25 protein-coding genes and 2 pseudogenes are annotated in these 25,501 nt (G+C 69.3%); 9 read left to right on the top strand and 18 right to left on the bottom strand.

Features of this window, described 5'->3' with window-relative positions; all coding sequences use genetic code 11:
• Window positions 1-32: 32 nt before the first annotated feature.
• Window positions 33-1,244 (bottom strand): agmatinase, encoded by a 1,212-nt coding sequence (gene speB / locus OHA58_RS33640; RefSeq protein WP_405483479.1) that lies wholly within the window; start codon window positions 1,242-1,244, stop codon window positions 33-35.
• Window positions 1,245-1,511: 267 nt separating this feature from the next.
• Between speB and OHA58_RS33635 the strand changes: the two genes are divergently transcribed.
• On the top strand, window positions 1,512-2,543 hold the full coding sequence (locus OHA58_RS33635; protein ID WP_405483478.1) for a LacI family DNA-binding transcriptional regulator: 1,032 nt from the start codon (window positions 1,512-1,514) through the stop codon (window positions 2,541-2,543).
• Window positions 2,544-2,610: 67 nt separating this feature from the next.
• Window positions 2,611-2,784 (top strand): hypothetical protein, encoded by a 174-nt coding sequence (locus OHA58_RS33630; RefSeq protein ID WP_405483477.1) that lies wholly within the window; start codon window positions 2,611-2,613, stop codon window positions 2,782-2,784.
• Between the two features lie 53 nt (window positions 2,785-2,837).
• Here OHA58_RS33630 and OHA58_RS33625 read toward each other — a convergent pair whose 3' ends face one another.
• The 3 genes from OHA58_RS33625 to OHA58_RS33615 all read right to left on the bottom strand — a co-directional run bounded on the left by OHA58_RS33625 (window position 2,838) and on the right by OHA58_RS33615 (window position 5,343).
• Window positions 2,838-2,975: a hypothetical protein gene (locus OHA58_RS33625; protein ID WP_405483476.1), complete on the bottom strand. Its 138-nt coding sequence runs from the start codon at window positions 2,973-2,975 to the stop codon at window positions 2,838-2,840.
• 37 nt (window positions 2,976-3,012) lie between these two features.
• Window positions 3,013-4,008 (bottom strand): LLM class flavin-dependent oxidoreductase, encoded by a 996-nt coding sequence (locus OHA58_RS33620; RefSeq protein ID WP_405483475.1) that lies wholly within the window; start codon window positions 4,006-4,008, stop codon window positions 3,013-3,015.
• A gap of 63 nt (window positions 4,009-4,071) precedes the next feature.
• On the bottom strand, window positions 4,072-5,343 hold the full coding sequence (locus OHA58_RS33615) for an MFS transporter (RefSeq protein ID WP_405483474.1): 1,272 nt from the start codon (window positions 5,341-5,343) through the stop codon (window positions 4,072-4,074).
• 65 nt (window positions 5,344-5,408) lie between these two features.
• Between OHA58_RS33615 and OHA58_RS33610 the strand changes: the two genes are divergently transcribed.
• The 3 genes from OHA58_RS33610 to OHA58_RS33600 all read left to right on the top strand — a co-directional run bounded on the left by OHA58_RS33610 (window position 5,409) and on the right by OHA58_RS33600 (window position 7,432).
• Window positions 5,409-5,771, top strand: coding sequence for a MerR family transcriptional regulator (locus OHA58_RS33610; RefSeq protein ID WP_405483473.1), 363 nt, complete (start codon window positions 5,409-5,411; stop codon window positions 5,769-5,771).
• 94 nt (window positions 5,772-5,865) lie between these two features.
• Window positions 5,866-6,822, top strand: a complete 957-nt coding sequence (locus OHA58_RS33605) for a nuclear transport factor 2 family protein (protein WP_405483472.1) — start codon at window positions 5,866-5,868, stop codon at window positions 6,820-6,822.
• Between the two features lie 64 nt (window positions 6,823-6,886).
• Window positions 6,887-7,432: an LLM class flavin-dependent oxidoreductase gene (locus OHA58_RS33600; RefSeq protein WP_405483470.1), complete on the top strand. Its 546-nt coding sequence runs from the start codon at window positions 6,887-6,889 to the stop codon at window positions 7,430-7,432.
• A gap of 330 nt (window positions 7,433-7,762) precedes the next feature.
• Here OHA58_RS33600 and OHA58_RS33595 read toward each other — a convergent pair whose 3' ends face one another.
• Window positions 7,763-8,086 (bottom strand): hypothetical protein, encoded by a 324-nt coding sequence (locus tag OHA58_RS33595; protein ID WP_405483469.1) that lies wholly within the window; start codon window positions 8,084-8,086, stop codon window positions 7,763-7,765.
• Window positions 8,087-8,313: 227 nt separating this feature from the next.
• Between OHA58_RS33595 and OHA58_RS33590 the strand changes: the two genes are divergently transcribed.
• Window positions 8,314-8,556 (top strand): hypothetical protein, encoded by a 243-nt coding sequence (locus OHA58_RS33590; RefSeq protein WP_266667170.1) that lies wholly within the window; start codon window positions 8,314-8,316, stop codon window positions 8,554-8,556.
• 380 nt (window positions 8,557-8,936) lie between these two features.
• Here OHA58_RS33590 and OHA58_RS33585 read toward each other — a convergent pair whose 3' ends face one another.
• The gene (locus OHA58_RS33585; protein WP_405483467.1) at window positions 8,937-9,563 is read right to left on the bottom strand and encodes a LysE family translocator; all 627 of its coding nucleotides are present in this window, start codon (window positions 9,561-9,563) and stop codon (window positions 8,937-8,939) included.
• A 106-nt stretch (window positions 9,564-9,669) separates the two neighbouring features.
• Between OHA58_RS33585 and OHA58_RS33580 the strand changes: the two genes are divergently transcribed.
• Complete coding sequence (locus OHA58_RS33580) at window positions 9,670-10,641, top strand: LysR family transcriptional regulator (protein ID WP_405483465.1); 972 nt, start codon at window positions 9,670-9,672, stop codon at window positions 10,639-10,641.
• Between the two features lie 342 nt (window positions 10,642-10,983).
• On the opposite strand, the gene OHA58_RS33575 is transcribed toward OHA58_RS33580, so the two are convergent.
• Both OHA58_RS33575 and OHA58_RS33570 read right to left on the bottom strand, forming a co-directional pair.
• The gene (locus OHA58_RS33575; protein ID WP_405485313.1) at window positions 10,984-11,556 is read right to left on the bottom strand and encodes an ATP-binding cassette domain-containing protein; all 573 of its coding nucleotides are present in this window, start codon (window positions 11,554-11,556) and stop codon (window positions 10,984-10,986) included.
• A gap of 63 nt (window positions 11,557-11,619) precedes the next feature.
• Complete coding sequence (locus OHA58_RS33570) at window positions 11,620-12,315, bottom strand: TetR/AcrR family transcriptional regulator (protein ID WP_405483464.1); 696 nt, start codon at window positions 12,313-12,315, stop codon at window positions 11,620-11,622.
• A gap of 348 nt (window positions 12,316-12,663) precedes the next feature.
• Between OHA58_RS33570 and OHA58_RS33565 the strand changes: the two genes are divergently transcribed.
• Both OHA58_RS33565 and OHA58_RS33560 read left to right on the top strand, forming a co-directional pair.
• Window positions 12,664-13,830, top strand: coding sequence for an FAD-binding oxidoreductase (locus OHA58_RS33565; protein WP_405483462.1), 1,167 nt, complete (start codon window positions 12,664-12,666; stop codon window positions 13,828-13,830).
• 540 nt (window positions 13,831-14,370) lie between these two features.
• Window positions 14,371-14,672 (top strand): annotated as a pseudogene (locus OHA58_RS33560) (transposase family protein); the annotation flags it as partial.
• Window positions 14,673-14,732: 60 nt separating this feature from the next.
• Here OHA58_RS33560 and OHA58_RS33555 read toward each other — a convergent pair.
• From OHA58_RS33555 to OHA58_RS33510, 10 genes and pseudogenes are all read right to left on the bottom strand, one after another.
• Window positions 14,733-14,906: pseudogene (locus tag OHA58_RS33555) on the bottom strand (hypothetical protein); the annotation flags it as partial.
• A 373-nt stretch (window positions 14,907-15,279) separates the two neighbouring features.
• Window positions 15,280-16,389, bottom strand: coding sequence for a CaiB/BaiF CoA transferase family protein (locus tag OHA58_RS33550; protein ID WP_405483460.1), 1,110 nt, complete (start codon window positions 16,387-16,389; stop codon window positions 15,280-15,282).
• Complete coding sequence (locus OHA58_RS33545; RefSeq protein WP_405483458.1) at window positions 16,382-17,989, bottom strand: long-chain-fatty-acid--CoA ligase; 1,608 nt, start codon at window positions 17,987-17,989, stop codon at window positions 16,382-16,384. Before OHA58_RS33545 ends, OHA58_RS33550 begins: the two co-directional genes overlap by 8 nt.
• Complete coding sequence (locus tag OHA58_RS33540) at window positions 17,989-18,708, bottom strand: crotonase/enoyl-CoA hydratase family protein (RefSeq protein ID WP_405485311.1); 720 nt, start codon at window positions 18,706-18,708, stop codon at window positions 17,989-17,991. The genes OHA58_RS33545 and OHA58_RS33540 overlap by 1 nt, the downstream gene beginning before the upstream one ends.
• 38 nt (window positions 18,709-18,746) lie before the next feature.
• Entirely contained in the window at window positions 18,747-19,841 is a 1,095-nt protein-coding gene (locus OHA58_RS33535; protein ID WP_405483456.1) for an MBL fold metallo-hydrolase, read from the bottom strand.
• 225 nt (window positions 19,842-20,066) lie between these two features.
• Window positions 20,067-20,942 (bottom strand): LysR family transcriptional regulator, encoded by an 876-nt coding sequence (locus OHA58_RS33530; protein ID WP_405483455.1) that lies wholly within the window; start codon window positions 20,940-20,942, stop codon window positions 20,067-20,069.
• A gap of 29 nt (window positions 20,943-20,971) precedes the next feature.
• A complete protein-coding gene (locus OHA58_RS33525) occupies window positions 20,972-21,736 on the bottom strand; it encodes an SDR family NAD(P)-dependent oxidoreductase (RefSeq protein ID WP_405483453.1) in 765 nt (254 codons plus the stop codon).
• A gap of 30 nt (window positions 21,737-21,766) precedes the next feature.
• Window positions 21,767-22,912, bottom strand: coding sequence for an acyl-CoA dehydrogenase family protein (locus OHA58_RS33520; protein ID WP_405483452.1), 1,146 nt, complete (start codon window positions 22,910-22,912; stop codon window positions 21,767-21,769).
• A gap of 27 nt (window positions 22,913-22,939) precedes the next feature.
• Window positions 22,940-24,070, bottom strand: coding sequence for an acetyl-CoA C-acyltransferase (locus OHA58_RS33515; RefSeq protein ID WP_405483450.1), 1,131 nt, complete (start codon window positions 24,068-24,070; stop codon window positions 22,940-22,942).
• Between the two features lie 99 nt (window positions 24,071-24,169).
• Window positions 24,170-25,489, bottom strand: coding sequence for an MFS transporter (locus tag OHA58_RS33510; protein WP_405483448.1), 1,320 nt, complete (start codon window positions 25,487-25,489; stop codon window positions 24,170-24,172).
• Window positions 25,490-25,501: the final 12 nt, after the last annotated feature.

Genomic DNA, 25,501 nt, shown 5'->3' with positions numbered 1-25,501 from the left:
GTAGGGAGAATCGGTCCGCGGGCGCCGGAGGGTCAGCCCGTGGCGCCGTGCCTGGTACTGGCCCGGCCCAGAGCGTGGGGGTGCAGATAACCCCGCTCCGTGAGGCCCTTACGGCGCATGGCGATGCCGGTCAAAGCCTCGCGGACGGCCCGGTTGGCGAGCAGCGCCGTGATCTCGCCTCGGTCGTCGTAAGGCGGGCTCACCTCGACCACGTCCATCCCGACGATGCCCACCTCCGCGCACAGCCGGCGCACCGCGGTGAGCACGTTGGTGCTGGTCAGTCCGCCAGGCTCAGGGGTGCCAGTGCCGGGCGCGAACGCCGGGTCGGCGACGTCGATGTCGAGCGAAATGTAAAGGTGATCAGCTTGATCCAGGGCCTCGTCCACCGCGCGCTCCAGCACCGTGTCGAATCCGTCGCGGTTGATCTCGGCCATGAAATGCGTACGCATCCGCTGATCGTCCATCCAGTCCAGCACCTCCTGGTCGGGCCAGTAGCCGCGCAGACCGACCTGGACGAAGTTCTTGCCTGGAATGGCGCCGCTCTCGATGAGTTTCCGCATCGGAGTGCCGTGGCTGGCGAGGGTGCCTGGCACGTCGGTGCCGGTGTCGGCGTGCGCGTCGAAGTGGACGATGCCGACCTTGCCGTAGCCGTAGTGGTCTGCGACGGCGGTGGCGGAGGGCCACGTAGTCGCGTGGTCACCGCCCAGGATGATCGGAATCGCACCGGAGTCCACGATGGTGCCGACAAACTTCCGGATGCCCTCAAAGGTTGTCCAGGTGTTGCCTGTCTTGACCGGGGCGTCGCCGTAGTCACAGCAGTTGAGGGTCTCGAACGCGTCGACATGTACGTCGAGGGAGTAGTGCGGCCGACCGTACCCGCCCTTGTAGTCGCAAGCCCGGATGGCCAGTGGGCCGTGGTTGGTGCCGCTGCGGCCTCCGGCGGTGGCGTCCCACGGAACACCGCAGACCGCCACATCGATCTTGCCGGCTTTGAGGTCTTCAGGGGTGAGACAGACGGGGAGCTTGGCGAAGGTCTGGATGCCCGAGAATCCGCCCTCGTTCTTGCGGTTGACGAAGATCGGGCCAGGCTTGCGGCCGACATTGAAGTCGTCGACGGCGCCGTGGCCCTCGAGCCCCTGACCGAGCCGCGGTGGCTGCCCCCAGAAGCCCTCAGGGAAGTCGTGGTGATGGTGGTGGCCGTTATGGGTGTGGTCGTGCTCGGGTGTGGAGCCGTTATCAGGCATGAACTCTCTCATCACGGATTCAGTTGGCATCGACGAACGGCCCGGGCGTAGCTGGAAGTTATGAACTGCCGGATCGATCCGTCAACGGCGTAGCCCCCTGCCGAGCCCGGTGTTTACAGAGCCGACCACCAAGCGCAGTTCCACGACTCCGCCGGACTCGCCGCCGAAGCCTGCACGTAACAGGCGCTCGGTGGCCCAAGGTCCTTGGGGTGAAAAGGGGTTCACGGAATCCTGAGGCTCTGCGGCGGGATTCATAGGATGTGCCGCATGAAGCGCCAGGCTGTCACCCTCAAGGACGTCGCCCGAGCCGCGAACGTCTCCCGGAGCACCGCGTCCGACGCACTCTCCGGCACGGGCCGAATGACCGACGCGACACGCCAGGCCGTCCTCGACGCGGCACGCAGGCTGAGCTACCGCCCCAACCCGGTCGCCCGCGGGCTGCGCACCGGGGCCGTCCGCTCCATAGGCCTGCACCACCTGCACGCGGGCGACCGCTTCGCGTCCGACTATTTCCGCGAGTTCGTCACCGGCGCCCTAGAGGGCACCCAGGCCCACGACTACGACCTCACACTGCTCTCCAGCAACCCGCAGGTGCCACGCAACCTCATACCCCGCGTGGACGGCGTGATCATCGCCGACCCCATAGCCGACGACCTACGTGCTCGGCAGCTGCTGGAGGCCGGCCTGCCCATCGTCGCCGGCGAGCACTACCCCCCAGGCGTGCCCGGCTCGCCGATCGTGGTGGCCGACCACGAACGGGCGCTCCGCGAGATCCTCGATCACGCACTGGACCAGGGAATCACGCACCCTGCCTTCATCGGCCCAGACGTCAACAGCGGCTGGGGCGTGCTGCTCCGCACGGCCTTCCTCGCCTGGTGCCAGGAGCGAGGCCTGCGCGGCACCACCCGGCAAAGCCGATTCGGCAACACCGACACCGACGAGCACGAGGGCCAGGTCCGGCAACTGCTGGCAGACGAGCCCGCCACCGACCTCCTCATCGCGTCGTCCGAACCCATAGTCCGGGGCGCGCTCGCCGCCCTGCGGCACCTAGGACGCACCCCTGGCAGGGACATCCTGCTGGCCTGCTGTGGCGACAGCCCTACCCTGGCGATAACCTCGCCCCCCATAACGGCAATCGACATACACCCGCGCGCCCTGGGGCGGGAGTGCGCCCGACTCCTGATCCACATGATCGAACACCAAGGACAGGCCCCACGCCAACGAACCGTCGTACCAGCCGAGACCCACTGGCGCGACTCCACTACCCGCCACCCAACACCCGGCAGAACACCACGCTGAGGACGGCCACGAGCGCCGCAATGCCGGCTCCGCGCTCGCCGGGCAGGCCCTCGCCTCCTCCCTCGGCGTGACCGGACCCGCCCTGATCGGTGCCGTCTTCGCGGGCCTGACCCTGCTGCCGCTGATCGCCCTGGCCGTCACAACCCGGCGCGCCACGACGCGCACCGTCGCCCACGGCACTCCCGACAGGACCGCCCCCGCAGCACGCACGACCACGGACACGGCATCGGCGCGGAGCTGAACTGGACGACCGCCCGCCCCTCACCCACGTGGAGCACCCCCATGAACTCCGTGTTAGTCGCTCATCAATGCGGTGGGGGTGCCGTCCGCTGCGGCGCGGGCCCGGCTCATCGGTGCCATCGCAAAGCGGTTCGGCACCGTGAGAGCGCCCGCTGTCGCATTGTCGAACAGGGTCTTGCTCGTCTTGTTCACGGCGTCGGTTCCTTCCTCAAGAGGCGGTGGCTGGGTGTCATGCGTTCTTCAGCTCCGCCAGGAGTTCGTAGCTGCGGATGCGGTCCTTGAAGTCCCAGGTCTCGGTCAGGACGATCAGTTCGTCGGGCTGCGCGCTCTTGACCAAGTCGTCCAGGCCCTGGCGGACAGTGGCCGGCGAGCCGACGGCGGAGACCCTGACCATGGAGCCAACGGCGGCGGCCTCGTGCTCGGACCACAGTTGGTCGATGTCGTCGACGGGCGGCAGGTTCTGCAGTTCGCCGCGGATCAGGGTGAGGAACTTGCGCTGCAGGGTGGTGAAGATCCGCTGGGCGTCGCGGTCGGTGTCCGCGGCGACGACGTTCACACCGACGATGGCGTGCGGCGCCGCGAGGCTCTCCGAGGGGCGGAAGTTGCTCCGGTATACGTCCAGCGCGGCGTGCAGCTGGTCGGGCGCGAAGTGCGAGGCGAAGACGAAGGGCAGGCCCTCCTGCGCGGCCAGGGCGGCGCCGAAGGTGGAGGAGCCGAGGATGTACAGGGGCACGTTGGTGCCCTCGCCCGGGATGGCGCGCACCCGGCGGGTGGGCGCGCCGGGACCGAGGTAGCGGCGCACCTCGGTGACCTGGGCGGGGAAGTCCTTGGCGGTGGCTTCGCCTCGGCGCAGGGCCTGCGCGGTCCAGGGGTCGGTGCCGGGGGCGCGGCCCAGGCCCAGGTCGATGCGTCCGGGGTAGAACGAGGCGAGGGTGCCGAACTGCTCGGCGACGACGTACGGGGCGTGGTTGGGCAGCATGATGCCGCCTGACCCGACCTTGATCCGCTCGGTGGCCGCGGCCACCTGGCCGATCAGGACGGAGGTCGCCGAGGAAGCGACGGCGGACGTGTTGTGGTGCTCGGCGATCCAGTAGCGGTGGTAGCCGAACTCCTCGGCCTTGCAGGCGAGTTCGATGGTCTCGTGCAGCGCCTCGGTGGCGGCGCCGCCCTTGCGGATGGGGGCGAGGTTGAGCAGAGACAGCGGAATGTCGCGCAGGTGCTTCACGGTGTGCGGGATCGCCTTTCCGAAACGGGAGTGAAGGGAAGCCGGGCGGCGTGGACGCCGCGCTCAGGACTGGACGGATGCCTCGGGACGAGGCTCGGTGGTGCCGCGGGCCGGTGCGGGCTCGGGGGTGGACCCGGCCCCGACGACCGAGCGGGAATGCGGGCTCCGGGGGAAGGCCGAGGTGCGCGCTCCGAGGACCAGGAGCCAGGCGAGTACGGCGAGTACGGCTGCCACGGCGGGGAGCGCGGGTGCGCCCAGGTGGTCCAGGATCTGCCCGCCGACCAGCGATCCCCCGCCGATGCCGAGGTTGAAGCCGATGATGAAGAGGGCGGAGGCGGCGGCCTGCGCGGCCCCCGCGGCCTTCAGCGCGGCCGACTGCAGGAAGGTCGGCAGGGCCGCGTAGGCCAGCCCCCACACCACGGTCAGAGCGATCGTCGCCGGCGTGAAACTGCCGAAAGCAGCCAGCGCCGCGAGGGCGAGGACCATGATGCCCACCGCGCCCAGCAGGGCACCGCGCGGACGCCGGTCCACCAACAGGCCCGCGCACCACACCCCCGCGATCCCGGCGACGCCGAAGGCGAACAGCACAGGGCTGACCGCTTGCTCGGTGACACCGGCATGCGCCAGGTACGGCGCGACGTAGGTGTAGAGGGTGAAGTGGCCCAGCATGATCAAGGTGGTTGCCAGCGCAATGGCCAGGACTCCGGGGATCCGGAAGGCCTTGGTGACCGAGGAGTCGCTGGAGCGGGCGCCGGGGGCCTGCGGCAGCAGGGCCGGGGCCAGCGCCGTGATCACCGCGGCCGCCACGGCCAGCGCGACGAAGGCCGATCGCCAGCCCAGCGCATTGCCCATGGCTGTCCCCAAGGGGACGCCGAGGGACAGCGCCGCGCTGTTGCCCGCGTAGACCGTGGCGACCGCGCGCCCGGCCCGTTCGGGGGTGACCATGCGGGTGGCGTAGGCGGCCATCATCGACCAGAGCACCCCGTGCACCAGTGCGGCCACGAGGCGGCCGACTATCGCGACGGGGAAGCTCGGGGCGAGGGCCATCAGCAGGTTGCTCACGGCGAAGGCCGCCATGATCCCGAGGAAGAGCCGACGCCGCGGCCAGCGGGCGGTCCACGAGGCGAGCGGCAGCGTCACCACCATGATCACGAAGGCGTACACCGCGACCAGCAGGCCGACCTGCGACTCGGAGGCCCCCAGGCCCTTGCTCATCTGTGGAAGGAGCCCCATCGGCAGGGTCTCGGTGGTGATGGTCAGGAAGGCGGCCACGAACAGAACGAGGAGGCCGAGACCGCCTCGACGGGGCAGAGAGGAGTGTTCTACGTCGTTCACGGCACCGAAGCTAAACTTGCACATCAATGTCAAGGTCAAGCCGGAACGGAGTGACGTACCACACCATGAAGATCGGCGAGCTCTCCCGCCGTACGGCGGTCTCCACCAGGCTCCTGCGCTACTACGAGCAGCAGGACCTGCTGCACCCCGACCGCCTGCCCAATGGCTACCGGGACTACCCCGAGAGCTCGATCCAGCGCGTGCGGCAGATCCGCGACCTGCTCCAGGCGGGGCTGAGCACCGAGGTCATCCGCGAGATCGTGCCCTGTTTCCTCGGCGCGGGCACCTCCCTGCGCCCGATGGTCGACCCGGCGCTGGCCGCGAACCTCGCCCGCGAGCTCGGGGAGATCGAGCGGCGCATCGACACACTGACACGTAATCGCGACGCCATCCGCGCCTACCTGACAGTCGCGAGCCAGGCGGCGTAGGGCCTGCGCGGAGGCGCCGCCCGGACCTGAGTGGCACGTCGCACGCCGCCCGCGTTTGACACTGACATTGATGTCAATGTTTAGCGTCGCCAGCATGACCTCCCACAACCATGGCTCCCGCGCACACCGGACGGCCAAAGACGTGCTCGCCGTACTGGAGACCCTCGCCAACGGCTGGGCGAACGGCGATACATCCGCGCTGGCCGGCGTCTTCACCGAGTCGAGTGAGCTGTGCTCCAGTGCGCACGGCGAGGCTCGCGGCGCCTCGGACATCGCCGCCGTGCTCAGCGCGGACTTCGCCCCGGACTCGGCCCAGCCCTTTGCCATCACCACCACCAACCACTACGTCGGCGGCAACGACGAGCGGGCGGTCCTGACCTCCTACCTGTACGGCGTCAGCCCGCAGCGCGGCCCGGCCGCCTCAGTCTTTGGCGCGACGCTTCTGGCCGACCTCGTCCGCACTGACGTCGGCTGGCGCATCGAGACCCTGCGGCTGTCCATCCCGTGGACCGACGGCGACCCGGCCCGGTTCCACAAGTGGACCCTCCCGTCCGTCGAGGGCTGGAAGCTCGGCGACCCGACGCCCACCATCGTGAGCGAACTCGACTCGCCCTGGGCCCGCGGCATCCCGGACCTCGACCCCGACGACGCCATACGCCAGGCCGAGGACTTCTACTCGCGCTACTCCTGGGCCATCGACCAGGGCGACATCGCGCTGCTGAGTGACTGCTTCACCGACGACGCCTTCGGGTCGTTCCCACCGATGGGCGACCGCCAGGGGCGGCACGACGTCATCGGGCAGATGAAGCCCTTCCGGCGCCTGTGGCCCTGGATGCAGCACTTCGGCCGCCCACTGAAGATCACCGTCGACGAGGCCGGCACCACCGGGCACCTCGTCGTGGGCCGCATCATCCCCCAGCAGCCGACCACGCCCACCGGCAGGGACCTCTACGGCGCGCACTACCAGCTGGATCTCCGCCGCGAGAACGGCACTTGGCGCATCTCCCGCTTCGACTACATCCCCGGCTGGATCTCCACGACGGAGGAGTAGCCCACCTAGGCACCTGGCTTCCTTCGCCGTCGGCACCCTCATCCGCAAAGAATCGACACAACTCATGACCAACCCCGCCCCCGGCCCGGCGCTGTCCCTCCTGGACCTCGCCCCCATCCGCCGGGGCCACTCCATCGGCGACGCCCTGCACCGCACGGTCGAACTCGCCGCCCACGCCGAAAACCTGGGCTTCCACCGCTACTGGCTCGCCGAACACCACAACATGGCGGCAATGGCGAGCTCCGCCAACATCATCCTGGCCGGAGCCGTCGCCGCCGGAACCGAGACCATCCGCGTCGGTACCGGCAGCCTGAACCTGTCCAACTACGCGCCTCTCGTGGTCGCCGAACAGATCGGCACCCCGGACGCCCTGCACCCCGGCCGCTTCGACCTCGGCCTCGGCCTCGCACCGGGCACCGACCCGTGGACCCGGCCGCCGCCATCCGCCGCGGGCGCCCGGCCGACCAGGACTTCGCTGCCCAACTCGAGGACCTCCGGTTACAACCTCGTCGGCCGCCCGCCCGTCGTCGCCGTGTCCGACAGCATCGCGCGCGTCCTCGTACGCCGTGAATCGCTGGACGACATGAGCCGCAGGGACGTCGGCCTGTAGCCCAAGTACCGCCGCCCTGAACGTGGTTACGGACTCCGCCGAAGCTGCCTCGCGGTGGAGACCGCTTCACGGGATCAGCCGGTACGGCACGACGCACACGACGACGTCGTTACGGGCCCTGAGCGCGGCCGCAAGCAGGAGGCCACGCTGGTTCTGGAAGATCTGGTGGCGGCTGTGGAGGGGGCTCCACGTCAGATATGAGGACGGCGATCTGCCGTCCTCATTCCCGGGCCGTCGCCACCCGCTTCGACAAGCCAGGCCACGTCTTCCACGGCACCATCACCGTGGCTGCGATCCGCCTAGGCTCCGGCCGTGATCCGCTGGCACCCTTCAGACACCTGAGGGATCGGCGTGATTCAGGTTTTGGCGGAGCGGCAGCAGCTGGCTGAGGGCAATCAGGAGTAGCCCAGCCAACAGCAGGGCGTTCCCAGTGAAGAAGCGGGCCTCCCAGGAAACGCTCGGCAGGACTCGAAAGTAGAAGAGGCCCTGCAGAACGACGGAAGCGCCCGTGAGCAGGGCACCGAGACCGTGGAGTTGGGGCCTGGTGACGTGGCAGCGCGCCGTGGGCAGCATCCACCCTGTCCGGAGCGTGACGATTCCCAATGCGATCGCCAGCAGCCCCAGGAACGCGCCCGTTCCTACTACCCATGCCATGGTGTCACTCCGCTCCGACCGCAAGAGGCCCGGAACGCGAGTAACGCCCGGCCCGAAGATGCCCACATTGTCGCTGGACCCGGTGGTGCCTGACCATGCCGGTGCCAGGCAATCTCCGTGCGGCTGCGCTGCCGTCTGTGCGCTGCATGCTCAAGATCCGCCGGACACTGCCTGGGCCCCGGAGCGGTTCAGGCCCCATCGAAGGCGAACGCGGTCTGCAACGAGCCGTGGGCACCCTGCGCCGCGAGATCCTCGACCGGATCCTGATCTGCAACGAGTCCCATGCTGTGAAGTCACTAGCCGAGTACATCCAGCACTACAACGGCCACTGTCCCCACCCCCGGCGGCAACTGCCCTCGGACAGCGCCGAATTGCCCGCCCCGGCCATCGTCACCGATCTCCAAGCCCGCCGGATCCGACGACAACCCATCCTCAGCAGCCACATCAACGAGTATCACCTCGTCGCCTGACCGAACGACATCACCGCAGCTCACCGCGCCGCATCGTATTTCCGAGCGGGACAGGCCCACGACACCGCGGTCGCATCCGCCTTCCGTGGCCTGTGGAACCTGAACGCTCAGATCCGGCAATAGCAAACGGCGCCAATCGCCACAGAAATGTCTGCGCGGGCCCAGGTTCATGCGAGTTCGCTGTGCCCTGTGGGTGAGATGCCGCAAGCACGTCCCGGACTTCAGGGCCGTGTCGCGTCCTCAGGGCGCGCTGACCGTGACGCCTCCCGGCTGCCACCCTGCGCTAGGCACGGCGTCCAACAACCCTTGTGTGTAGGGATGTTCGGGGGCGGCAGCGCCCAATCCCGCGTCCCCTGCCCGGTTCGACCGGCGCCGGCGGCTCACACCCCTGCGGCGACGCCCACACCGAGCAGGACCAGGACCACGCCCGTGCCGATGCTCAGCCCTCGGCGCACAGCGGGCCGGGAGAAGAAGGTGCCGCCCCGGCCGACGACCCAGGTGAAGAGCAGGTACCAGCTGACGTTGATCGCGGTCCAGAGCGCGCCGAGGGCGAGGCTGGACAGCAGCACCGGGCCATCGGGGGTGACGAACTGAGGCAGTACGGAGATGGCGAACACTCCTGCCTTGGGGTTGCCAAGGGCGGTGCCGAGCCCGGAAAGAAAGGCGGCACGCCACCGCCTGGGCCTTTCTGCCTCCGCAGAGGGCGTGTCGGTGCACGCGGCCTTGCGGGCCGCACGGAGGGTGGTGACGCCGAGAACCACCAGGACGCAACCGCCCACCGTTCGAAGCACTTCGTATATGTCTGGGTTGGTCATGAGGACGGCAGACAGACCCGTCGCGGCAGCCGTGGACCAGACCAGCAGTCCGGTGGCATTTCCCGCGATGGTGGCGCGCGCCCGGCGGTGGCCGCCCGCCAGGGTCTGCCGGACCATGACCGCTTGGCCTGCACCGGGAAGCATGGTCAACAGCCAGACAGTCGCCACGAAGGCGGGCAGGTGAGTGGGCACGGTGAGGAAACCTTTCCTGGGCAGGCGGGGATCCGCCTCTCCAGGCTGGCGCGCGAGCTGATTTCACAGAAGTAAAGGAAGAAGCTGCCAGCGTTAAGATAAGTGAATGCACGACCCGGGACAGCTGCGACTGCTCGCCATGATCGAACAGCACGGTTCACTCACCGGCGCCGCGCACGCCCTCCGGCTCAGCCCCGCTGCGGTGACTCAGCAAGTGGCGCGCGCCGAACGGGACTGGGAGGCCCCCCTGGTGCTGCGCGGCCCGCGCGGCGCCTCGCTCACACCGGCGGGTGCGCTCCTGGCCCGACACGGGCGGGCGGTGGACGAGCACACGGAAGCCGCAGCTGAAGGGCTGGACGCGTTGCTGGGACGGCTGTCGCTGCGGCTGCGGGTCGGCGCCTTCCAGGCCGCCGCGCTCCATCTGCTCCCGCCCGCCCTGACCGCTCTGCGCCACCGCCATCCGCAGGCGGACGTGTCTGTGGAGGACCTGCTGTCCGAGCGCGGCCCCGACGAGGTCGCCGAGGGACGCCTGGACCTTGCGGTGATCGCCTCATGGAGCGAACTGCCCGATCCGCCCCCGCACGTCGCCGTCCATCACCTGCTCCGTGACCCGATGGTGGTCGCTCTGCCCGACGACCATCCGCTGGCCACCCGGAAGCTGCGTGAAACCCCGCTCCAACTGGCCGAATTGCAGCACGAGGCGTGGGTGGTGATCGTCGCCGGAACCGCCGCCCGGGACCAATTCGACCAGGCCACGCAGAGGGCGGCCTTCACCCCGCGGATCCGCTTCCAGACCGCCTCCTACGCAGTGGCCCAGGCTCTCGTCGGAACCGGCATCGGCGTCGCACTCGTGTCCCGTCTGGCCGTGACCCGGACTCCCGGGATCGTTCACCGAGATCTCGCGCCACCGCAACCCCACCGCGAACTGCATGCGGTCACCATGGCCGACACCTCACTCACGCCGCTCGCCGGGGTCTTCCTGACGCTTCTGCGCGAGGTGGCGCAGGAGATCACCACCGGTGGAGACGTCTCCACGGCCAGACCAGCGCGCAGCACACCGCCCCAACCACACGATTGATCTTGATGCCCAGCATGCCTCGGGCGTACGGGGCCAGGCCGGCTGAGGCTCTCTCAACCGTGGACGGAGCTTGGCCACCACAACGGAACTCGGCGAACACCGGCGCAAGGCCGGGACCTGCTGCGCCCCCGGCGCAATGTTCGGCCCAAGCAGTGCGAAGCAGTCCTGGAGGAGCACATCACCCACAACCGTTCACAATCGCGGCTTCGGTGACCCTGCGTGGCCCGGGCACCGAGGTGATCCAGAACCACCCTTCGAGCGCCGCCAACACGGCGACGGCCTCAATGCCTGTACGTCCTTTCCGGCCGACACCCCCAAAGAGTCCAGGCAAGGGAGGCGGCCTCAGAGTGGACTGGCAGCGGCGCCTCCCGGCCGCCACCCCGCACGCGGCACTGCATCCAACAACCCGCGCGTGTAGGGGTGTTCGGGGGTCGACAGGATTCGGTCCGTGGGCCCCTGCTCGACGACGCGGCCGCGGTGCATGACCAGAACCGCGTCGGTGATCTGCTGCGCGACGGCCAGGTCGTGGGTGACGAACACATAGGAAACGGCGAGCTGTTCGCGCAGATCCGCGAGCAGGCCGAGGACCTGCGCCTGGACCGAGACGTCGAGGGCGGACACCGCTTCGTCGAGGACTAGGACGGCGGGTTGCGGCACGAGCATCCGGGCAATGGCGACGCGCTGGCGCTGCCCGCCGGAGAGCTGTCCGGGCCGGGAGCCCGCGATGCGGTCGCTGAGGCCGACTTGGTCGAGCAGTTCGGCAGCGCGCTCGCGACATCGGTCGCGATCACGGTCGAGCTCGTGCAGACGCAGGAGTTCGGTGAGGCCCGCCCCGACCGTCTGGCGGGGGCCGAGGGAGGGGGACGGGTCCTGGAAGACCATCTGGATGGCGGCACGATCCTGATGCCGTGCTATCAGGCACGGGGCGGCGAGTCGGCCGCCTGACGGTACGAGCTGCCTCCCCGCCGCAGCCGTTCGTCACAGGCCGTGCGTTGCCCGGAAGAACAGATCGATCTCGCGGCGACCGGGCGGGGGCAGGGCCAGCTCCTCCGAGCCCGGAGCCCGAAGTCCGTCGAGAAGTACGCCGAGGAAGCGGTCCGCCAAGTCCGCCGTGACGACGTCGTCCGGCTCGGTGGGCAGGCGCGACGGAATCGAGTTGAGCATCAGCACGACGTCGAAGGCGTTCACGTCGTCACGCAGGACCCCCGCGCGCTGAGTTACCTCCACCAACTCCTGTAGTGCGGCGAGGAGTTCGGTGCGGATTCCGGCCAGTTCAGGCCCCGGCTCCGTGGCGCGCCCCCGGGAGACGGGGAAGAGCTGGCTGCTGCGCAATCCCATCATGTGGCGCACCACTCGGGTGAAGCCATTCCAGGAGTCCGACCCATCGGCCAGGGCACGGCGCACCTCGATCAGGCTCTCCCGCATCACCTTGATCGCGATGCGCTCCACCAGGACAGCCTTGTTCGGGAAGTGCCGGTAGATGGTGCCCATACCCAGGCCGGAGCGGCGGGCAACCTCGGCGATCGACGCCTTGTAGCCGAGATCGGCGAAGACCTCCTGGGCGACCTGGAGGATCTGCTCCGCGTTCTGGCGGGCGTCGGCGCGCAGGGCGCGGCCGTCGGCAGGGAGTGGGTTGCCGTCAGTAGGGGGCGATGGAGGCGTCGAAGAGTTCATGTGTGTCCGATGCTAGCCTCCCTGACTGTAAGCGGAAATTGAATTTCCGGTTAGCTCTCGCGTCCCTGCCCAGGAGGCCCCCCATGACCACCACGTCAGCAGCTCCCGGCACCCACCCCGACTTCTCCGACTTCCCGGCCGGCTTCCGCGGCGCGTTGCTACGGCCGGACAGCGCCCGCTACAACACGGCCCGCGCGCTGTATCAGGGCCGCGCCGCCGACGAGGGCCCCGCGCTGATCGCACAGTGCCTCGATGAGGACGACGTGGCGACCGCTCTGGGCTACGCCTCCACCCGCGGCATTCCGGTAGCTGTGCGCGGCGGGTGGGCACGGCTCCGACGGCTACGCGATGCCCGATGGTGCGCTGGTCGTCGACCTCTCGCCGATGAAGGCCGTCACCGTCGATCCGAAGGCACGGGTGGTGCGGGCCCAACCGGGCGTACTGCTCGGCGAGTTGGACGCGGCTGCCCAGCGGCACGGCCTCGTCGTACCCGCCGGAACCGTCAGCACGACCGGCGTGGCCGGACTGACCCTCGGCGGCGGAATCGGCCACCTGATGCGCCGTTACGGCGCCACCGTCGACAACCTGCTGGCCTGCGAGATGGTCACCGTCGACGGCCGCAAGGTCCGCGCCGACGAGGCGGAGAACGCCGAGCTGTTCTGGGCGCTGCGCGGTGGTGGCGGCAACTTCGGCGTCGTCACCGCCTTCGAGTACCGGGCGCACCCGGTCGGCCCCGACGTCGTGGCCGGGCAGCTGATCTTCCCCATCGAGCAAGCCGCTGACGTACTCGGCGGGCTCCCCGCGGTGATGGCCGCTGCCCCGCGCGAGCTGGGTCTGCTGGCCGCCGTCGCCCCTGCCCCCGCCCTGCCGACGCTGCCTGAACAGGCGCACGGCAAGCCGGTCCTGGTCCTTGTCCCGGTCCACAGCGGAGACGTCGCCACCGCCCACCGGGGCATCGACCCGCTCGCCGCGCTCGGCCGGCCGTTGGCGGACCTTGTCGCGCCGATGCCCTGGTTGAAGGCGAACAGCATGCTCGACGCCATCGCGCCCCATGGCATGCGCATGAACCTGCGCGGTGGCTACCTGCCTGCTCTCTCCACCGATGCCGTCACCACCCTGCTGACGAACGCCGCTGCCTCACCCTCGCCCTCTGGAGCTGCCACGACCATCAACCTCTGGTGCATGGGCGGCGCCATCTCCGAGGACACGGCGGAGGACGCCACGGCTTTCTCCCGTGAAGGAGCCGCCTGGCTGTGGGAAGCGGTCAGCATGTGGGACACACCCGAGCACGACGCACAGTACGAGCAGTGGGCGAAGGCGATCACCGCGGCGATGCGACCCCATTCACTGACGAACGGCTACACCAACCTCACCGACGACCAGGGCGCGGAGTGGCGCCGCACCGTGCACGGCAGCGAGGCCAAGCAACGACGGCTGCGCGCCGTCAAGGCCATCTGGGACCCCACCAACCTGCTGCGCTTCAACAAGAACATCACCCCCGAGACCGCCGATTAGTCCCTCTTCCAGCGGCGGCTATGGCTACGCAGTGCTCAGGTCGCGAACTCCGCAGCCGGTCGACACTCCCAACGACGAGAGGCATGCAGGCCGGTTGCGGGTTCCACCGTCGCACCATGTCCGGGTCATGGCTGGGAGCGACGGGGTGCCATGTTCCGCCAGCGTTGACGGGTCACTTGCTGGCCTCGCCAACCACCGTGGATGCATGAAGTGTTCGTGTGTCGGCAGATCTCCCATGAACTGGGCAAGGTCGACGTAGTAGCTGCAGTCGGCGCTGCGCGTGAGTTCGCGCAAGCGGGGCGATTGCGGTTGCGGTTGCGGTTGCGGTTGCGGTTGCGGTTGCGGTTGCGGTTGCGGTTGCGGTTGCGGTTGCGGTTGCGGTTGCGGTTGCGGTTGCGGTTGCGAGATCGTCCTGGGCGTCGAGCGCTGAGTTGTTTCCAACTGGGGAGGTGGCCCATGAGTTGGACGGATCGGCGGAACGACAAAGCTCCTGGTAGACGGTGTCACGTCCAAGATCCACCGTGCTGCCAGGAGCCTCGCGTGCTTGTCTACCCGTCCTCGATCGACCTGTCCAGCCGCACCTTGCAGTACCTGGCCGGGCAACTGCCGCTCGACGGCGGGAGATCGGCACACGGTGGCGGCGCCTTGCGGCCGGGCGTCAGGCCCTCCTGGTTCTGGCCCACCTGCGGTGCGGTGAAACCTGTGCCCAGCTGGCTACCGAGTTCGGCATCGGTATAGCGACCGTCTACCGCTACATACGCGAGGCGGTCGGCGTCCTGGCTTCCCTCGCCCCGGACTTGGACCAGGTGATGAAGACGGCCCGGACGAAGGCGTTCGTCATACGCGTGGTCCACAACTACCAGATCCCTGCGGCCCGCAGTCATCTGCCGGTAGATCTGCTCGCGGCCTGAGGCAGTGGGCGGCATCCGTTCCGACGCGATGCCCATCTGCCGCAGTAGGTGCAGCAGAACAGTGGCGGGCTCCGGACCGAGTCCACCCGAAGCGTCACGCAGGTCGACGTAGAACTGTCCGTCCGGAAACCGGGCGCAGAGCTCGGCGCCCAAGCGCAGGGCCACCGCGGTGGTACCGATCCCAGGCGGCCCGTGCAGCAGTGCGACACGTGGCCGCCCAGCGGCACGTTCCGGTTCCTCCAGCTCGCCCGACAGCCCTACTACCGTTGGCTCGAACGTGTCCGGCTCAAAAATACGATTCGCTGCTTTGGCCTGCACGTTTGCTGATTCTGATGACGCGGTCGGTCCCCGGCGAGCGCACCGCTCCGCAGTCGCAGCGCGGGGTCGACGCCGAGCGCTGCCCACGAGTTCCTGGCCGATGGCGTCACCGGGGATCACTGCGAGACTGGTGTCGAGGAACGTAGGAGCGTCACTCCACTTCACCGGATGGCAGCGGTCAGCACCCCGGCCCACTGGGGAACCGCCCAGAGCGCTGCCGTCAAACTCCGACGCGGGTCGCCGACCACTCGGCGACGATGGTCCGCGGATCGGGTTCGTCGACCGGTGGGGTCGGCGTGCCGGGCCGGCTGCGGGAGAACCGGGGCGCCGGGGCGGGCTGGACGACCCCGTCGATCTCGACGAACGCCTCTCGTCGCGCGGCGTGCGGGTGAGCCGTGGCCTCGGCGAAGGTCAGTACCGGGCTCACGCACGCGTCGGTGCCGGAGAACACCGCGGCCCACTCGTCCCGGGTCCGGGTCGCGAAGGCGGCGGCGAACGTCTCGTGCAGCCGCAGCCAGCCGCTGCGATCACGTTGGGCGGGCAGGTTCGCGGCGGACAGGCCGAGGCCGGTCAGCAACTGGGCGTAGAACTGGGGCTCGATCGCGCCGACCGCCACGTAGCGCCCGTCGGCGCAGGCGTAGGTGTCGTAGAACGGTGCCCCGCCGTCGAGCACGTTCGTACCGCGCTCGTCCGACCAGCTGCCCTGACCGCGCATCGACCAGATCATCTGGCTCAGCAGGCCCGTCCCGTCCACCATCGCGGCGTCGACGACCTGTCCCGCACCCGAGTGGGACCGTTCGCACAGCGCGGCGAGCACACCGACCACCAGCAGCATCGAGCCGCCACCGAAATCACCGACCAGGTTCAAGGGCGGGGCCGGGCGCTCTCCCGCCCTGCCAATGGCGTGCAACGCGCCGGTCAGCGCGATGTAGTTGATGTCGTGTCCCGCGCGAGGCGCCAACGGACCGGCCTGCCCCCAGCCGGTGACGCGCGCGTAGACCAGCCGCGGATTACGCCGCAGGCATTCATCGGGGCCGAGGCCGAGCCGCTCGGTGACGCCGGGCCGGAAACCCTCGATGAGGATGTCGGCGTGCTCGATGAGGTCCAGCACGGAGTCCGCACCGCCCGGTGCGCGCAGGTCGATCCGGACGCGCCGACGGCCCCGCAAGGTCGCGTCACCTTCTGCGGGCGAGCCCGGTCGCTCGACGCGGACCACCTCGGCGCCGAGGTCGGCGAGTTGCATCGCGGCGTGCGGGCCAGGGCCGATGCCGGCGAGCTCGATCACCCGTAGCCCCCGCAGCGGCCCGTTCTGGGATACCCGGTCAGACAAGGTGGCCTCCCCTGTTCAACGACCGTGCCCCGTCACGGAGTTCGTTCTTGCGCACCTTCCCGCTCGGGTTGCGCGGCAACGCGTCCACGATGGAGACCCGGCGCGGGCATTTGTACGGGGCGAGCCGTTCCCGGCACCAGCGCGTGATGTCCTCATCGGTGGGCGGCTCGGCGGGGTCGGCGGGCACCACGACCGCCATCGGCGTCTCGCCCCATTTCTCGTCCGGCACACCCACGACGGCGACTTCAGCCACCTGGGGATGGGCCGCGAGCACGTCCTCCACCTCGACGCAGTAGATGTTCTCCCCGCCGGAAATGATCATGTCCTTGAGCCGGTCGACGACGTAGAGATAGCCGTCCTCGTCCTGCCTCACGAGGTCCCCGGAGTGGAACCAGCCGCCGGCGAAGGCCGCCGCGGTCTCGGCGGGCTTGTTCCAGTACTCCGTCATCACCGAGGGGCCGCGGTAGACGATCTCGCCCACCTCGCCCGGCGAAACGTCCGCCCCCTTCGCGTCGACGACACGGACCTCCGTGTTGAGCAGGGGAGTTCCCACCGATCCGATCTTGCGGAGTGCGTCCTCGCTCTGCAGGATCGTCGTCACCGCGCAGGTCTCGGTCTGGCCGAACGTCGTGGTGATGTCGGCGTGGCCGAACAGCTCCACCATCCGTCGGAGCAAGTTCGTGGACGCGGGAGCGGCACCCCAGGAGACCAGCCGCAGCGCCGACAGGTCCCGCTCGCCGATGTCCGGCAGGTCGCAGATCGCCTGCCACTGGGCAGGCACGAAGAAGCAGCAGTTGACCCGCTCCCGCTGGAGCAGATCCACCGTCGCCGACGCGTCGAAGGCGGCGGACCGGGCGAGCACCGTGTGCCCGCCGACGAACATGCTGGTGGCCATGGACGCCAGGCCCGCTATGTGGAACATCGGAGTGGGGATCAGCCAGGTCCGGCAATCCGTGCGCATCCCGACGTGGAGGGCCTTGCTGACCGTCTGGATCAGCACGTTGTAGTGCGTGAGCACCGCTCCCTTGGGCCTGCCCGTAGTCCCGGAGGTGTACATGATGAACGCGGGCGCGGACAGATCCACCGCCGACGGGACGTGGTCGGGCGACGCCGCGCGCAACGCGTCCTCGTAGGGCTCGGTGTTCTCGTAGGGCTCAGTGTCCCCGTCGGTGTCGTCTGTTCGGCCGACAACGAGACACGTGGGCGATGTCCCCGCCCGTGACCGGGCGTCGGCGAAGGTGCGGGCCAGCGGGGCGTCCACAACCGCGAACACCGCTTCACTGTCGGCAAGTTGGTAGGCGATCTCGTCGGCCACCAGCCGGAAGTTGAGCGGGACACAGATGGCACCTGCCCTGGCGCACGCCAGGTACGTCTCCACGATCTCCAGGCCGTTGTAGGCGAGCACCGCGACCCGGTCACCCTCCCCGACGCCCCGCTCGGCCATCGCCTGCGCGAGCCTGCTGACGCGGTCGTCGAGCTCCCCATAGGAGCGACGGGTCCCGTCGAAGGTGAGCGCCACCGTGCCCGGCGTCATGCGGGCGTGCCGGGCCAGCTGGTCGCTGATCGTCATTCCGGCGAAGGTGTGGGGATACGTCGTCATCACTGTCCCTTCCAGACCGGCGCCCGCTTGTCCGCGAAGGCACGAGCCCCTTCCTTCGCGTCGGCGGAGGCCATGACCATTTCCACGGCTTCCCTTTGCGACGCGAACGCGTCGGCGTCGCCGTAGTTCACCGCCGCGGTGACTATCTGCTTCGAGACGCGGACCGCGAGCGGGCCGTTCGCCGCGATCCGGGCGGCCAGTTTCCTGGCTCCCGCCAGTGCATCGCCAGGCTCGGTGAGTACGTTGACCAGGCCGTGAGCGTGGGCGGCCTCCGCGGTCAGGGGGTCGCCGGTGAGCACGACCTGCATGGCCAGCTGGTGCGGCAGCACCTTGGGCAGCCGCAGTAGGCCACCGCCCGCTGCGACCAGGCCCCGCTGGACCTCCGGGAGACCGAACTTCGCGTCCGTGGCGGCGACGATCAGGTCGGCCGCCAGGGCGAGTTCGCAGCCGCCGGCAAGTGCCCAGCCCTCGACCGCTGCGATCAGCGGTTTGCTCGGCGGTCGCTCGGTCACGCCGGCGAAGCCGCGGCCCGGCAGGGACGGGCGCTCGCCGCGCGAGAAGGCCTTGAGGTCCATGCCCGCGCAGAACGTGCCGCCCGCGCCGGTGATGATCCCCACGGCGAGGTCGGGACGGGAGTCGAACTCATCCATCGCGGCGGCGAGTTCCTTCGCCACCTGGAGATCGACCGCGTTGCGCGCGGTCGGCCGGTTGATGGTCATGACCGCGATGCCGTCCGCGAATTCGGTCAGGACTGTACTCACCTAGGGAACTCCTTGACTGTCGTCTGCGAAACCAGAAGGGGACCGTCGTCCACCGGGCAGGGGTACCAATGGGCCACCGGATCGACGGTTTCCCGCACGCGCCCCAGCTCGGCGAGGACGACCAGATGGGCGAGGATCTCGCGCAGCGCCAGCCGCTGCGACGGCTGCGGCATCTGTTCCAGGGGCCGGGACCATGTCAGCCGCTCAGTCACCTGCCACGCAGTGATCCCGGGGGCGGCCCCGACCGCGCGCTCGATCTCGGCCAGTCGGTCGTCGTGGTGCCGCAGCATGGTGTGCACCCGGTCGCGCAGCCCGCGGAACCGCCACTCGTGGGCCGGCAGCACCTCGTCGACGTCGAGATCGGCGATCTTGCGCAGGGATGCGACGTAGCTCCCCAAGGGGTCCGGATCGTGGCCGGGCGAGAGCAGGATCGTGGGGGTGACGCGCGGCAGCACATGGTCGCCGCTGAGCAACACGCCCAACTCACGCTCCACAAAGCAGAGATGACCGAGGGTGTGTCCCGGCGTCCACACCGCCTGCAGGTTCCATCCCGGCAGATCGACGCGGTCGCCGTCGTGCAGCACGTCGTCGGCTCCGTCGCCCGCGTCGAAGCGGACCAAGGGCATGGCGTGCTGCCCGGCGTAGAGGTCCCGAGGGCAGCCGGCCCGGTGCAGCTGATCTCGGGAGGCGTGTGCGAAGTCCTCCTCGTCGAGCCGGTCGCGGTGCCCGAGCAGATGCGCATCGGCGGGGTGCATGGCGACGCGCGCCCCGGAACGAGCCCGGACCCTGTGGACGAGCCCGAAGTGGTCCGGGTGCAGATGAGTGACCAACACCATCCGTACGTCGGAGATCCGGTAGCCGGCCGTCGCGAGCCCGGCCACCAGACCCTCCCACGCCTCGTCGCAGTTCCATCCCGCGTCGACGATCGCGACCCCGTCCTCGAGCGCGAACGCGTACACCAGTACGTATCGGAGCGGGTTGCGGGGAAAAGGCACCGGGATCGACCAGAGGCCGGGCCGCACCTCCTCGACGGGCGGCAGAACGCCCTGCTGCCAGGCCCGTTGCTGCCGGACTCCTGTCACCTCCACCACTGCCTACCTCCTCATCGAGCGCCGAGTCGAACGCCGAGCCGAGCGCCGAGATCGAGTGCACCACCGAGCTTCGTACGAGCACAAAGACCGGGCTCCACAAGGACAGTTAGGCGTAACCTATACCTGCTGGTCACAGCCTATGTTCGCCGACCACAACCTAGGGACGGATGATCAGGTGGGGGCTTCGGAGGGGACTTCAGCAGATCCCGGTCTACGTCACCGACATCAGCGCTGAGCCAGCTCGACGAACGCCCGCCCCGCGGGCGACAACGCCGACGTGTCGTACACCAAGCCGTACGGCGGACTGATCGTCGCGTCGGTCATCCGGACCACGACGCCACGGGCCGCGGCCGCCTCCTCCGCCGCCGAACGCTCCATGAAGGTGCACCCCACGCCGGCGAGCACGTACGGCAGCCTGGCCTCGCGGTGCTGCACCACTACGGCGGGACGCCGCACCTGTCCCGACTCCGCGAGGGCCCGTTCGAACTGGCCCAGGTAGGACCCGCCGCGCGGAACCACCACCTGGGGTATGTCCGGCAACTCCGAGAGGGGCAGGGGGTCTTCAGGGGGCAACGCGGTGCCGGGCGGGAACACCATCGCGTACTCCTGCACACCGAGCTCGATCACGTCGAGCCCGTCCAGGCCCGGGATCGGCAGGTGGCAGAAGAGGAGTTCGCAGTGCCCGTCCCGGAGCAGCGTCGTGGCGGTCTCCTCGTCCCGCAGGTCACTGATCCGGATGAACACCTTGCGATGTTGCCGGCGAAACGCTCCGACCAGACGCGCCACGGGATCGGCCGCCAGCGAGGGCTGGGCGCAGATGTCGAGGCGGCCGCGCAGGTGCCCCACGGCGTCGGGCAACGTGCCCTCCGCGGCGACAACGCCCCGCATGAGCCGGCGGGCCGGACCCGTGAAGGCGTGCCCCGCGGAGGTGAGCACCATCCCTCGCCCGATCCGGTGGAACAGCTCAACGCCGAGATGGCGCTCGAGCTCCCGGATCGCCTGCGACACGGTCGGCTGGGCCAGGTCCAGGCTGGTCGCGGCGGCGTTGATTCCGCCGTGGTCGACCACGGCGAGGAAGTATTCGACCTGGTGCAGTTGCATGGGAGCAGACCCTACGTTCTCCCCCTGGGTCACCTCGGGGCCATGCGGATGGCCCCGTCCAGGCGGATCGTCTCCCCGTTGAGGTAGGGGTTCTCCAGGACCTGGCAGGCCAGAAGGCCGAACTCGTCCGGGATGCCGAGGCGGTGCGGGTGGGGCACCGACTCCGCAAGGGATGCCCGGACGTCCTCGCGCAACCTGCCGAGCAGCGGGGTATCCATGATCCCGGGCGCGATCGTGCAGACGCGGATCGCACGGCTCGCCAGGTCGCGGGCGGCGGTCAGGGTCATTCCGACGATGCCGGCCTTGGCCGCGGTGTAGTTGATCTGGCCGATCTGGCCTTCGTACGCGGCGACCGAGGCGGTCAGCACGATCGCACCGCGCTCCCCGTCCGTCTCGTCCTGCCGGGCGATCCTGGCGGCACCGAGGCGCAACGCGTTGAACGAGCCGATGAGGTTGAGCCGGATGACGAACTCGAAGTCCTCCAGCGAGCCGGGGTTTCCCTCCTTGTCGAGCACCCGCATCCTGCGTCCCGCGCCCGCGCAGTGCACGAGTGCGCGCAGCCCGCCCCGTTCGTCGGCGGCGTCAAGGGCCGCGCCGAACTGCTCGGCGTCGGTGACGTCGGCCGGGACGAAGTGCGCGGCCTCACCCAGTTCGCGGGCCGCCTCCGCGCCCGCGGAGCCGGGCAGGTCGATCAACGTGACCTTCCCGCCGGCCTTGACCAGGCGCCGCGCGGTGGCCAGGCCGAGGCCCGACCCGCCGCCGGTGATGGCGGTCGAGAGTCCTTCCACACGCATATCCGCTCCTCCGATCCTTTTCCCGCCTGATCACAGGCCGAGAGACTTGGCGATGACGGTCTTGAGCACCTCGGTGGTGCCGCCGTAGATCCGGGTGACGCGCGCGTCCGCGTACAACCGGGCGATGGGGTACTCGCTCATGTAGCCGTAGCCGCCGAACAGTTGCAGGCAGCGGTCGACCACCCGCCCCTGCAGTTCGGTGCAGAAGATCTTGAGTTTGGCCGCGTCTGCTCCGGACAGTTCCCCGGCGTCGTGGGCGAGCAGGGCGCGGTCCAGCATGGCCCGGCCCGCCTCTGTCTCCGCCGCGCAGGCAGCGAGCTCGAACTTGGTGTTCTGGAAGGCCGCCACCGGCTTGCCGAACACCTGCCGCTCCTTGACGTAGTCCACTGTGGTCGCGATGGCCGTCTCGGCGGCGGCGACCGCGGTGACCGCGATGTGCAGCCGCTCTTGCGGCAGATTCCCGGTCAGGTGGCGGAACGCCTTGCCTTCCTCACCGAGCAGGTTCGCCACCGGCACATGGACGTCGTCGAAGAACAACTCCGCGGTGTCCTGGACCTTCAGGCCGATCTTGTCCAGCTGCCGGCCGCGCGTGAACCCCTGCATGCCGCGCTCGACGACCAGCAGAGACAACCCGTCCCTGCGGTCGTCGGCGTGCGCGGTGCGGGCGACCACGATCACCAGATCGGCGTTGACGCCACCGGTGATGAAGGTCTTGGCGCCGCTGAGGACGTAGTGGTCTCCGTGGCGCCGCGCGGTGGTGGCCATCCCGGCCAGGTCGGATCCGGTCCCCGGTTCGGTCATGGCGATGGCACTCATCAGCGCTCCGCTCGCCATGCCCGGCAGCCAGCGCCGCTTCTGCTCGGCGTTCGCGCATGACAGGAAATAGGGAAGCACCACATTGGTGTGCACGCTGAGCCCGCCGAAGTGCACATGGGCGCGGGCGGTCTCCTCCAGCCAGACCGCGTTGAACAGAAAACTCTGCGCGCCTCCCCCTCCGTACTCCTCCGGAATCTGAAGGCCGGGCACACCCAACTCGCCCAGTTCGAGGAAGAATTCGCGCGGAACGAGCCCGGCCTCTTCCCATTCCGGGAAGTGCGGAACGACCTTCTTGGTCAGGAACTCGCGCGCCACTTCCCGAAAACTCTCATGTTCCTCGGTGTAGTTGGTGCCGTACACCTCGTACCTCGCCTTCCGTTCGAGCGATCAGAGAAGTTCGAGAATGGTGGCGTTCGCCAGCCCGCCCGCCTCGCACATCGTCTGCAGCCCGTAGCGGATTCCGTTGTCCCGCATGTGATGGACGAGCCGCGTCATGAGGATCGCGCCCGAGCCGCCCAGCGGGTGCCCGACCGCGATGGCGCCCCCGAGTGGGTTGAGCCGTTCCGGCTTCGCGCCCGTCTCGGCGAGCCACGCCAGGGGCACCGGCGCGAACGCCTCGTTCACCTCGAACGCGCCGATGTCGTCGATACCGAGGCCGGATTTACGCAGGGCCTTGGCGGTGGCGTTGATCGGCGCGGTGAGCATGACGACGGGGTCGTCGCCCGCGAGCACCGCGGTGTGCACCCGCGCGATGGGGACGAGTCCGCGCCTCTTCGCCTGCTCGCTCGAAGTGATCAACAGCGCGCCGGCGCCGTCGGAGATCTGGGACGAGTTGCCCGCGTGGATGACACCGTCCTCGCGGAACACCGTCCTGAGTGCGGCCAGGCTCTCCAGGGACCCTCCGCGTCGTACGCCCTCGTCGGCACGCAGCCCGCCGACCGGGGCGACTTGGGCGTCCAGAGCACCGGCGTCGATCGCGGTGGCCGCCAATTCGTGGGAACGCAAGGCAAATTCGTCGAGCTGGGTACGAGAGAGATGCCATTTCTCGGCGATCGCCTCGGCGCCGGTGCCCTGACTGAACCCCTCGACGCCGTAACGCTCCAGCACGCTGGGCGGGTTGGGACGGCCCCCTTGCCCCGCGCTGCCCATCGGCACCCTGCTCATGGACTCGACACCGCCTGCGACCGCGAAGTCGTACTGTCCCGCGATCACGCCGGCGGCGGCGAAGTGCACCGACTGCTGGCTGGACCCGCACGCACGGTTCACCGTGGTCGCGGGCACGCTCTCCGGCCAGCCCGCCGCCAGCACGGCCGTCCGCCCGATGTTGACTGCCTGGTCCCCGACCTGGCTCACACAGCCCCACACCACGTCGTCGACCTCCTCAGGCCGGATCCCGGTGCGTTGCGCCAGCGATATGAGGACGTGCGCCGACAGGTCGGCGGGATGAATTCCGGCAAGTGCGCCCTTGCGCTTGCCCACCGGAGTGCGCACCGCGTCGACGATGACAGCATCATTCATATTCGGTCTCCTGACTCAGGAAATGCTGCCGTCTTGAATGAATCACGGCCGGGTGCGGCCGGGCCAAGACGGGGCGTTTATGGGACTGTTCGGCGTTGCCTATGCCTTGGTCGCCGGGCCGAGCAACCGGCGTGCGTCGCGTTCGGGATTCACCGTGAGCAGCGCGATCACGCCCGCGACGGCCGCGACGGCTCCGAAGACCTGGAAGGCGGTCGCGTAGCCCTCGGCCGGTGAACTCGACGCGTCCACGATCACCCCGGTCAGGTACGGCGCGACCAGGCCGCCCAGCGACATCAGTGCGAGGAACACGCCGAGCGTGCCCGCCAGTTGGGCGGGCGGGCAGATCTCCGAGATGGCCGCGTTCAGCAGCGGGAAGATCATGCTGCCGATCCCGTAGCCCAGGGACACCACGACGACCACGAGCAGCGGAACGCCGATCATCGGCAGGACCGCCAGGGCAAGACCGCAGATCAGCAGGCCGGCACCGGGCAGGACACCCCGCGCCGCCCGGGAGCTGGTTCCCCGGCCGAGCAGCTTGTCGCTGACGTAGGACGCCACCACCAGCGAGGCCAGGGAGACGATGCTGGGCAGGGCGAACATGGTGCCCGCCTCCACCCTGCTGTAGCCGAGCCCGACCTCGAAATAGGACGGCAGCCAGGTCAGGACGACGGTCACCAGTGCGTACATGGCGAACATCGCCGCCGCGCCGCCCAGGAACGTCGGGGTCCGGAAGATCTGACCCCAGGGCACCTTCGGCTGCCCCGCGTCCGTTGCCGAAGCGCTCGACTGCGGTCCCTTCGCGTAGGGGCCGTCCTTCCACATCGCCAGCCACAGCCCGCACCAGACCACGCCGGTCGCGGCCAGGATGATGAAGGCTGGTCGCCAGCCCCAGGAGGCGATGACGAGCGCGAGAACCGGAGCGACAGCGATCTTGGCGATGGACGAACCGGCGGTGATCCAGGCTCCGGGAAGGCCACGCTTCTCCGGCGGGTGCCACGAGTACACGGCGGTGTACGCCAACGCCGACGTCGGCCCTTCGGCGAGGCCCAGCACGAGCCTGCTCACCAGCAGGGTCGCGAAGCCGGCCGCCACGACGATCGGCACCATGGTCGCCGCCCACGCAAGGGAGAGCAGGACCAGGACCCAGCGCACGGACATCAGCTTGCTGAGCGGACCGGCGAAGAAGCCGCCGACGGTATACGCCAGGAAGAATCCACTGCCCACCAGGCCGACTTGTGACGCCGTCAGACCGAACTCCTCGGCCAGCGGCTGGGCCACCAGCCCCAGGATGGCTTTGTCGCTCCAGTTGACGATGTACAGGACGACCACAACGGCGGTCAGGCTCCATGCCTGGGCCCGGGACTCGTTCTGTTCTCCCAATGAAGGTCTGCGGGAGGCTTTCAGGCCTGTCGAAGTCACGTCATTGTCCTT

The organism is Streptomyces sp. NBC_00009, assembly GCF_045040855.1.
In the GTDB taxonomy this organism is placed as follows: domain Bacteria; phylum Actinomycetota; class Actinomycetes; order Streptomycetales; family Streptomycetaceae; genus Streptomyces; species Streptomyces aureus.
This window is presented reverse-complemented; position numbering and strand designations above follow the sequence as displayed.

Excerpts from the sequence above, each read along its gene's own strand:
- OHA58_RS33540 (WP_405485311.1), bottom strand. The coding sequence starts at position 18,708 with ATGACCATCAACCGGCCGACCGCGCGCAACGCGGTCGATCTCCAGGTG.
- OHA58_RS33635 (WP_405483478.1), top strand. The coding sequence starts at position 1,512 with ATGAAGCGCCAGGCTGTCACCCTCAAGGACGTCGCCCGAGCCGCGAAC.
- OHA58_RS33565 (WP_405483462.1), top strand. The coding sequence starts at position 12,664 with ATGCCCGATGGTGCGCTGGTCGTCGACCTCTCGCCGATGAAGGCCGTC.
- OHA58_RS33595 (WP_405483469.1), bottom strand. The coding sequence starts at position 8,086 with ATGGCATGGGTAGTAGGAACGGGCGCGTTCCTGGGGCTGCTGGCGATC.
- OHA58_RS33525 (WP_405483453.1), bottom strand. The coding sequence starts at position 21,736 with ATGCGTGTGGAAGGACTCTCGACCGCCATCACCGGCGGCGGGTCGGGC.
- OHA58_RS33605 (WP_405483472.1), top strand. The coding sequence starts at position 5,866 with ATGACCTCCCACAACCATGGCTCCCGCGCACACCGGACGGCCAAAGAC.
- OHA58_RS33600 (WP_405483470.1), top strand. The coding sequence starts at position 6,887 with ATGACCAACCCCGCCCCCGGCCCGGCGCTGTCCCTCCTGGACCTCGCC.
- OHA58_RS33570 (WP_405483464.1), bottom strand. The coding sequence starts at position 12,315 with ATGAACTCTTCGACGCCTCCATCGCCCCCTACTGACGGCAACCCACTC.
- speB (WP_405483479.1), bottom strand. The coding sequence starts at position 1,244 with ATGCCTGATAACGGCTCCACACCCGAGCACGACCACACCCATAACGGC.
- OHA58_RS33530 (WP_405483455.1), bottom strand. The coding sequence starts at position 20,942 with ATGCAACTGCACCAGGTCGAATACTTCCTCGCCGTGGTCGACCACGGC.
- OHA58_RS33580 (WP_405483465.1), top strand. The coding sequence starts at position 9,670 with ATGCACGACCCGGGACAGCTGCGACTGCTCGCCATGATCGAACAGCAC.
- OHA58_RS33515 (WP_405483450.1), bottom strand. The coding sequence starts at position 24,070 with ATGAATGATGCTGTCATCGTCGACGCGGTGCGCACTCCGGTGGGCAAG.
- OHA58_RS33545 (WP_405483458.1), bottom strand. The coding sequence starts at position 17,989 with ATGACGACGTATCCCCACACCTTCGCCGGAATGACGATCAGCGACCAG.
- OHA58_RS33610 (WP_405483473.1), top strand. The coding sequence starts at position 5,409 with ATGAAGATCGGCGAGCTCTCCCGCCGTACGGCGGTCTCCACCAGGCTC.